The following is a 9,449-nucleotide window of genomic DNA, read 5'->3' on the forward strand; positions in this document are numbered from 1 at the left end:
CCGATGATCGAGCCGTTCCGCAAGGTGGTGGAAGGTCTCGACTTCCAGCCGGCCAAGGTGTCGGCCGTCTCCACGGTCACCGGAGCTCCGGATGCTGCCTGGCAGGACCCGGAGTACTGGATCGAGCACGTCCTGCGTCCGGTGCGCTTCGCGGACGCGGTCTCGGCCCTGAACGGTCTGGGCGTTTCCCGGTTTGTGGAGATCGGTCCGCAGGGGGTTCTGTCGGCGCTGACTCAGCAGTCCCTTCCCGAGGACTCCCGCGCCGTGGTCGTACCGAGCCTGCGCGGGGACAAGGACGAGACCGAGTCCGTTCTCGCCGCCCTCGCTCGCCTCCACGTCTCCGGTACCACCATCGATTGGGATGCGTTCTACGCCGAGCACGCCCCGGCCCGGATCGACCTGCCCACGTATGCCTTCCAGCGCGAGCGTTACTGGGTGCAGGCGCGTACGGGTGGCGGTGATGTGACCGCTGCCGGTCTCGACGCTGCCGATCACCCGCTCCTCGGAGCCGCGATTTCCCTGCCCGACTCCGACGGCGTCGTGTTCACCGGTCGCCTGTCGGTGGAGGCGCAGCCCTGGCTCGCGGATCACGACGTACTGGGTACGGTCCTGCTCCCCGGCACCGGCTTCGTGGAACTCGCCCTTCACGCGGGTTCGCACGTCGGCTGCCCGGTGCTGGAGGAGCTCACGCTCCAGGCGCCGCTGGTCCTGCCCGAGCAGGGTTCGGTGCAGGTCCAGGTGGCGGTCGGTGCTCCGGACGAGGAGGGCGGTGGGCGCCGTTCCGTACGGGTCTACTCCCGCTCGGACGGTGCGGCCGACTCCCTGTGGCTGCTGAACGCGCAGGGCGTCCTGGGCGAGAGCGGGAGCGAGGGCGAGGCCCTCAAGCCCTTCACGGCCGAGGAATGGCCGCCGGTAGGTGCCGAGGTGGTGGAGGTGGCTGATGCGTATGACGTGCTGCTGCGGCAGGGTTATGCGTACGGGCCGGTCTTCCAGGGGCTGAAGGCTGCTTGGCGGCGTGGCGAGGACGTCTTCGCCGAGGTGGAGCTGGTGGAGGACGAGCGCGCCGATGCCGCGCGGTTCGGGATCCATCCCGCACTTCTCGACGCCGCCATGCACGCCGCGCTGGTGGTGGAAGGCGCGAGCGACGGGGAGCCGACGCTGCCCTTCGTCTGGAACGACGTCACGCTCGGCGTCACGGGGACGCCCGCGGTACGGGTGCACCTGTCACGCGGGGGTGACCGACGGCTGAAGCTGGCCGTGGCGGACTCCGCCGGCCGGCCCGTGCTGGAGGTCGGATCGGTCGTCGGACGGCCGGTGTCGGCTGCGCAGTTGGCGGTGGCTTCCGATGCGGGTGGTGGGTCGTTGCTCCGTATCGAGTGGGAGGAGCTGTCGGTTCCGGGCTCGTCGTCGGAGGTGGTTCTTCCGTTGTGGCGGGATGTGTCGGTGGGCGGTCCGGTGCCGGAGGTGGTGCTGTACGCGTGCGGGGCGTCGGGTGGTGATCCGCTGAAGGCTGTGCGCGAGTCGGCTCATGAGGTGTTGGCGGTGGTCCAGGAGTGGCTGTCGCGGGAGCGGTTCGCTGATTCCCGGCTGGTGGTGGCGACGCGTGGTGCGGTCGCGGTGGAGCCGGGTGAGGACGTGGATCTTGGGCAGGCCCCGGTCTGGGGTCTGGTGCGTGCGGCGCAGGCGGAGAATCCCGGTCGGTTCCAGCTGGTCGATCTGGATCCGGGTGGTCTCGTGGCGGGCGCGGATCCGCGTTCGGTGGCCGGGCTGTCGGCCGCCGTTGCCACCGGCGAGCCGGAGATCGCGCTCCGCGCCGGGAGGATCCTCCTTCCGAGGCTCGCCCGCATGGCTCCGGTGACCGAAGAGTCGCTTCCGGTCTTCGACGCCGACGACACCGTCCTGGTCACCGGCGGTACGAGCGGACTCGGTGCCGTGATCGCCCGTCATCTGGTGTCCGAGCACGGCGTGCGGCACTTGCTGCTGGTCAGCCGGTCCGGTCTGGACGCGTCGGGCGCGGCCGAGCTCCGTGAGGAGCTGGCCGCGTCGGGTGCCGAGGTGCGGATCGAGGCGTGCGACGTAGCCGACCGGGAGGCGCTCGTGGCCCTGCTGGCCGGCGTACCGGCCGAGCACCCCCTCACCGGAGTGGTCCACGCGGCCGGTATATCCGACAACGGTCTGGTCGCGGAGCTGACTCCCGAGCGGTTCGACGGGGTCCTCGGGCCGAAGGCGGATGCCGCCTGGCATCTGCACGAGCTGACCGGGGACCTGGATCTGAAGGCGTTCGTCCTGTTCTCCTCCGCGGGCGGCATGGTGCTCGCGGCCGGACAGGCCAACTACGCGGCGGCCAACGTCTTCCTCGACGCCCTCGCCGCGCACCGCCACGCCCAGGGCCTGCCCGCCACCGCCATGGCCTGGGGCCTGTGGAGCGTGGTCACCGGGCTGACCCGGCAGCTGGACGAGGCCGAGCAGCGGATGGCGCGGCTCGGGCTGCCCGGACTGCCGCAGCAGGAGGCCCTCGCGCTGTTCGACGCGGCGCTGCCGCTGACCGCCGAACCGGTCGTCGTCCCCCTCCGGGTGGACACGGCGGTGCTGCGCTCCCGGGGCGAGACCCCGCCCGCGCTGCTGCGCCGGATCGTACGCATCCCCGCCCGCAAGGCGCAGCGGAGTGCCGACGCGCACGGTGGACAGAGTCTGGCGCAGCGGCTCGCGGGACTGGGGGAGGAGGAACGCCTCGCGTACCTGCTGGAGTTGGTGCGGACCCAGACGGCCGGCATCCTCGGGCGCGCGGGCGCCGCGTCCGTCGAGCCCGGCCGGGCGTTCAAGGACCTCGGCTTCGACTCGCTGACGGCGGTGGAGTTCCGCAACCAGCTCGGCGAGCGGACCGGCATACGACTGCCCGCCACCCTCGTCTTCGACTACCCCAACGCCGAATCCCTGGCGGAGTACCTCCTGGAGGAGGTGTCTCCCGCCGACCACGAGCAGGACCGGAGCGGCTGGAGCGGCCGGACCGGCCCGGACGGACAGGCGGACGAGGCGCATGTCCGCAGCATCCTGCAGGTGATCCCGCTGGCCCGGTTGCGGGAGGCGGGACTCCTGGAGGGCCTCATGCGGATCGGAGCCGGCATGGCGCCGCCGCGCGGCGCCGATCCGGCGGACGACCCCGGCGCAGCCGACGCGGCTGACGCGACCGACGTACAGGAATCGATCGACCTCATGGACGCCGAGAGCCTGATCAGCATGGCACTCGGCACCCGTGACCTTGGCGACGTGAACGAAGAGGCAGGAATCTGACATGGCCAGGCCCGATGAGAAGCTTGTCACCGCGCTCCGCGAGTCGCTGAAGGAGACGGAACGGCTGCGGAGCCAGAACCGCAAGCTGTCCGCCGCCATGCACGAGCCGATCGCGATCGTCGGCATGGCCTGCCGCTACCCCGGAGGCGTGACCACGCCGGAGGGTCTGTGGCGGCTCGTCGCGGACGGTGTCGACGCCGTGTCGGACTTCCCCGGCGACCGGGGGTGGCCGCTGGACGACCTGTACGACCCGGACGGCGGGCCGGGCAAGACCTACGCACGTGAGGGCGGATTCCTCTACGAGGCTGCGGGCTTCGACCCGGGCTTCTTCGGGATCAGCCCCGTCGACGCGCAGGCCATGGACCCGCAGCAGCGCCTGCTGCTGGAGGTGTCCTGGGAGGCGCTGGAGCGGGCGGGCATCGACCCGACCACGCTGAAGGGCACGCCGACCGGCGTCTTCGCCGGCCTGATGTACCACGACTACGCGCAGGGCACCGGAGTGGGCAGTGCCAGCGGCGGCAGTCTCGTCTCGGGCCGGGTGTCGTACACCCTCGGCCTAGAGGGCCCGTCGGTGACGGTGGACACGGCGTGCTCCTCGTCGCTGGTGGCCCTGCACCTCGCCGTCCAGGCGCTGCGGACGGGGGAGTGCTCCCTGGCGCTCGCCGGCGGTGTCGCGGTCATGTCCACGCCGGACATGTTCGTGGAGTTCAGCCGCCAGCGCGGCATGGCGTCGGACGGCCGCTGCAAGTCCTTCGCCGAAGGCGCCGACGGCACCGGCTGGGCCGAGGGCGTCGGCATGCTGCTGGTGGAGAAGCTCTCCGACGCCCGGCGCAACGGCCACCCCGTCGTCGCCGTGATCCGCGGTACCGCGGTCAACCAGGACGGCGCCAGCAACGGCTTCAGCGCCCCCAACGGGCCCTCGCAGCGCCGGGTGATCCGCCAGGCACTGGACAACGCCCAGCTGGGCTTCGCGGACGTCGACAGCGTCGAGGCGCACGGCACCGGCACCACCCTCGGCGACCCCATCGAAGCGCAGGCGCTGCTCGCCACGTACGGCAGGAACCGGCCGCAGGAGCAGCCGCTCTGGCTCGGCTCCATCAAGTCGAACATGGGCCACGCGCAGGCGGCGGCGGGTGTCGCCGGCATCATCAAGATGGCCATGGCCATGCGCCACGGGGTCCTCCCCAAGACCCTGCACGTGGACGAGCCGACGTCCAAGGTGGACTGGTCCGCCGGGCAGGTCGAACTGCTCACGGAGAACCGTCCCTGGCCGCAGACCGGGCGGCCGCGCCGCTCCGCGGTCTCCTCCTTCGGCATCAGCGGGACCAACGCCCACATCATCATCGAGCAGGTTCCCGAGGCCTCCGAGCCGGTACGGGCACCCGCGGCGCAGGGCCCCGCCGCGACCGCGCAGAGCCCCGCGACCGCCCAGAGCCCCGCCGCGACCGCGCCGGCGCAGGTCGCCGCCTCCGAAGTCCCGGACACCGGCGCCCACCTCGTCGACCCGCCGCTGCCGCTGCTCGTCACCGCCAAGACGGAGCAGGCCCTGCGCGACCAGGCCCGCCGACTGCTGGGCTTCCTCGACGACCACCCCGACACCCCGCTCGCCGACATCGCGCACTCGCTGCTCACCACCCGCACGCGGCTGCCCCGCCGCGCCCTGCTGCTGGCCCGCGAGCGGGACACCGTACGGGAGGGCCTGCGGGCCCTGGCCGCAGGCGAGGAAGCCGCGTACCTCGTCCAGGACACCGCCGACGTCACCGGCCGTACGGTGTTCGTCTTCCCCGGCCAGGGCTCCCAGTGGATCGGCATGGCCGTGTCCCTCATGGAGACCTCGCCGGTGTTCGCCGAGAGCCTGGAGGCGTGCGAGCGTGCCTTCGCGCCGTACGTCGACTGGTCGCTCCTCGACGTGCTGCGCGGCACCTCCGACGCCGCTTCCCTCGACCGGGTCGACGTGGTCCAGCCCGCGCTCTTCGCGGTGATGGTCAGCCTCGCCGCGCTCTGGCAGTCCCTCGGGATACGCCCCGACGCCGTCGTCGGCCACTCGCAGGGCGAGATCGCCGCCGCGTACGTGGCCGGGGCGCTCTCCCTGGACGACGCCGCGCGCGTCGTCACCCTGCGCAGCAAGGCCCTGATCGCCCTCGCCGGCACCGGCAGCATGGCCTCCGTCGCCGCCTCCGCCGAGCGGGTGGCCGGCCTGATCGCACCCTGGGGCGAGCGCCTGAGCATCGCCGCCGCCAACGGACCGGCCGTCACCGTCGTCTCCGGCGAGGTGGCCGCGCTCGACGGGCTGGCCGCCGCCTGCGAGGCCGAAGGCGTACGGATGCGCCGCATCGCGGTGGACTACGCCTCCCACTCGGCGCAGGTGTCCTCCCTGGAGGAGCCCCTGCGGGAGCTCCTCGCCGGCTTGCGGCCCACCGCGAGCACGGTCGCCTTCTACTCCACCCTCACCGGGGGCCTGCTCGACACCACCGCCATGGACGGCGCGTACTGGTACCGCAACCTCCGCAACACCGTCCGCTTCGAGGACATCATCCGGCTGCTGTGGCAGAACGGCTTCCGCACCTTCGCGGAATGCAGCCCCCACCCCGTCCTGAACGGCGGCATCCAGGACACGCTGGACAGCATCGAAGGGGCCGACACGGGCGGCGGCACCGTCGTCGTCGGCTCGCTGCGGCGCGACGACGGAGGCCTGGACCGGTTCCTGACCTCGGTCGCCGAGGTACAGGTACGCGGCGGGAACCCGGACTGGCGGCCGCTGTTCGCCCCCGGCGACGAGCCGCGCACCGTGGAACTGCCCACCTACGCCTTCCAGCACGAGCACTTCTGGCTCAAGGGCGTACTCGCCGAGCTGGACCCCACCACCCTCGGCCTGGTCCCGCTGGACCACCCGCTGCTCAGCGCCGCGCTGCCCGCCCCCGACGCCGACGAACTCCAGCTCACCGGGCGGCTGTCACTCGCCACCCACCCGTGGCTCCACGACCACATGGTGGGGGACTCCGTCGTCTTCCCCGGCACCGGCTTCATCGAACTCGTCACCCGCGCCGGCGACGAGGTCGGCTGCGGCACCCTGGAGGACCTCACCCTCCAGTCGCCCATCGTGCTGCCCGAGCGCGGCGGAGTGCAGCTCCAGATCCTGGTGGGCGCCCCCGACGGCGCCGGCCGCCGCACCGTCAGCGTCTACTCGCGCGAGGACGCCTCCGCGTCCTCCTGGCAGCTCAACGCGGAGGGCCTCATCGCCCCCGGCACGCCCGGCGCCTCCTTCGACCACACCGAATGGCCGCCGCAGGGCGCCACCCCGATCGCCCTCGACGGGGCGTATGAGGCCCTGCGCGCCCAGGACTACGGCTACGGCCCGGTCTTCCAGGGCCTCAAGGCCGCCTGGCGGCGCGGTGACGAACTCTTCGCCGAGGTGTCCCTCCCCGAACAGGCGCGCGCAGCCGCCGCATCGTTCGGCATGCACCCCGCCCTGCTCGACGCGGCCATGCACGTCGGCCTGTTCGACGACGACGGCCGCCGCGACGGCGACACCGTCCTCCCCTTCGTCTGGAACGGGGTCACCCTGCACGCGGTGGGCGCCACCGACCTGCGGGTGCGCACGGTGCCGGCGGGTGCGGACGGGGTCTCCCTCCAGGTCGCTGACGCCGCCGGCCGCCCCGTGCTGACCGTGGGCGCCCTGGTGTCCCGACAGGTGTCGGTGGACCGGCTCGCCGTCGGACGCGGACGGGAGGAATCCCTCTTCCGCATCGACTGGAAGGGCCTCGGCAACCTGGCCGAGGACGCACCCGAGCCCGTCCGCTGGGAGGACCTCGGCACCGACGGGGCGGCCCCCGAGGTCGTCGTCCTGACCTGCCCTGCCCACGCGGGCGACGACCCCACCCTGGCCCTGCGCGAGACGGCCCACGAGGTACTGGCGGTCGTCCAGGAGTGGCTGTCGCAGGAGCGGTTCGCTGATTCCCGGCTGGTGGTGGCCACGCGCGGTGCGGTCGCGGTCGAGCCGGGTGAGGACGTGGACCTGGGGCAGGCCCCGGTCTGGGGCCTCGTACGTGCGGCTCAGGCGGAGAACCCCGGGCGCTTCCAGCTGATCGACCTCGATCCGGGCGGCCTCGCGGCCGACTCGGATCCGCGCTCGCCGGCCGCGCTGCCCGCCGCCATCGCCTCCGAGGAGCCCGAGATCGCCGTACGAGGCGGCCGGGTCCGGGTCCCCCGCCTCACCGCCGTGGCGTCGGCGCCGACACCGGCGGCGGCATCCGTGGAAGGCGAAGCGGACACCTCCGCCCCCTCCTCCCCGTCCACCTCCTTCGACGAGAACGGCACCGTACTGATCACCGGTGGCACCGGTGGCCTGGGCGCCCTCGTGGCCCGTCACCTGGTGTCCGAGCACGGCGTGCGGCACTTGCTGCTGGTCAGCCGGTCCGGTCTGGACGCGTCGGGCGCGGCCGAGCTCCGTGAGGAGCTGGCCGCGTCGGGTGCTGAGGTGCGGATCGAGGCGTGCGACGTAGCCGACCGGGAGGCGCTCGTGGCCCTGCTGGCCGGCGTACCGGCCGAGCACCCCCTCACCGGAGTCGTCCACGCGGCCGGTATCGCCGCGAACAGCCTCGTCGGGGAGCTGACTCCCGAGCGGTTCGACGGGGTCCTCGGGCCGAAGGCGGATGCCGCCTGGCATCTGCACGAGCTGACCCGGGACCTGGATCTGAAGGCGTTCGTCCTGTTCTCCTCCGCGGGCGGCATGGTGCTCGCGGCCGGACAGGCCAACTACGCGGCGGCCAACGTCTTCCTCGACGCCCTCGCCGCCCACCGCCACGCCCAGGGCCTGCCCGCCACCGCCATGGCCTGGGGCCTGTGGAACGTCACGACCGGCCTCAGCCGCTGGCTCAGCGACGCCGACCTCGAACGCATGAGGCGTCAGGGCCTGCCGGCCTTCTCGGCCGAGGACGGCCTCGCGCTCTTCGACGCCGCCCTCACCAGCGGGGAGTCCCACCTCGCCGCGCTCCGCGTCGACGCCGCCGCCCTGCGCAAGCGCGGCGACGAGATCCCCGCCCTGCTCCGTGCCTTCGTACCGGCCCCGGCGCGACGGCTGGCCCAGGCGGGCGGCGGCGCCGACGCCTCCGGACTGGAACAGCGCCTCGCGGGGCTGCCGGAGAGCGACCGTCGCAGCGTCCTGCTCGACCTCGTACGAGCCCAGGTCGCCGCCGTCCTCGGCCACAGCACCACGGACGCGGTCGAACCCGGTCGCGCCTTCCAAGAGCTGGGCTTCGAATCCCTCACGGCCGTCGAACTCCGCAACCGACTCAACAAACTGACGGGTCTTCGGCTCCCCGCCACCCTCGTCTTCGACTACCCCAACGCCCGGGCCGTCGCCGAACACATCAGCACCCGTTTCGACGGAGCCGCCTCGCCGGCCCCCCGGGCCGCCGTACGCAAGGGCACCGCGACCGACGACGACCCGATCGCGATCATCGGCATGGCCTGCCGCTACCCGGGCGGCGTTAACACCCCCGAGGACCTGTGGCGACTGCTGATCGACGAGACCGACCCGCTCAGCGAGTTCCCGACCGACCGCGGCTGGTCCGTGGACGACCTGTACGACCCCGAACCCGGAAAGCCGGGGAAGACGTACGCGAAGCACGGGAGCTTCCTGCACGACGCGGCCTACTTCGACCCCGAGTTCTTCGGGATCAGCCCGGGCGAGGCACTCGCCATGGACCCGCAGCAGCGACTCCTCCTGGAGACCTCGTGGGAGGCGCTGGAGCGGGCGGGCATCGACCCGACCCTCCTCAAGGGATCGCCCACCGGCGTGTTCACGGGCCTCATGTACCACGACTACGCCCTGGGCGCGCAGGCGGCGACCACCAGCGGCGGCAGCCTCGTCTCGGGCCGGGTGTCGTACACCCTCGGTCTGGAGGGCCCGTCGGTGTCGGTGGACACGGCCTGCTCGTCATCGCTGGTGGCCCTGCACCTGGCGGCGCAGGCCCTGCGGTCGGGCGAGTGCGACCTGGCGCTGGCCGGCGGTGTCGCGGTCATGTCCACACCCGACATGTACCTGGAGTTCAGCCGGCAGCGGGGCCTGGCGGCCGACGGCCGCTGCAAGTCCTTCGCTGCCTCGGCCGACGGCACGGGGTGGTCCGAGGGCGTGGGCATCCTTCTGGTGGAGCGTC

2 protein-coding genes are annotated in these 9,449 nt (G+C 72.8%); both read left to right on the forward strand.

Going from position 1 to position 9,449, the window contains the following annotated elements:
- Positions 1-3,291: SDR family NAD(P)-dependent oxidoreductase (locus ABZY57_RS30550; RefSeq protein ID WP_356517424.1), on the forward strand; the 3,291-nt coding region annotated here is incomplete at its 5' end.
- Position 3,292: 1 nt separating this feature from the next.
- Positions 3,293-9,449: type I polyketide synthase (locus ABZY57_RS30555; RefSeq protein WP_356517426.1), on the forward strand; the 6,157-nt coding region annotated here is incomplete at its 3' end.

The sequence above is a fragment of the Streptomyces sp. NPDC006450 genome (assembly GCF_040612195.1).
GTDB lineage: Bacteria > Actinomycetota > Actinomycetes > Streptomycetales > Streptomycetaceae > Streptomyces.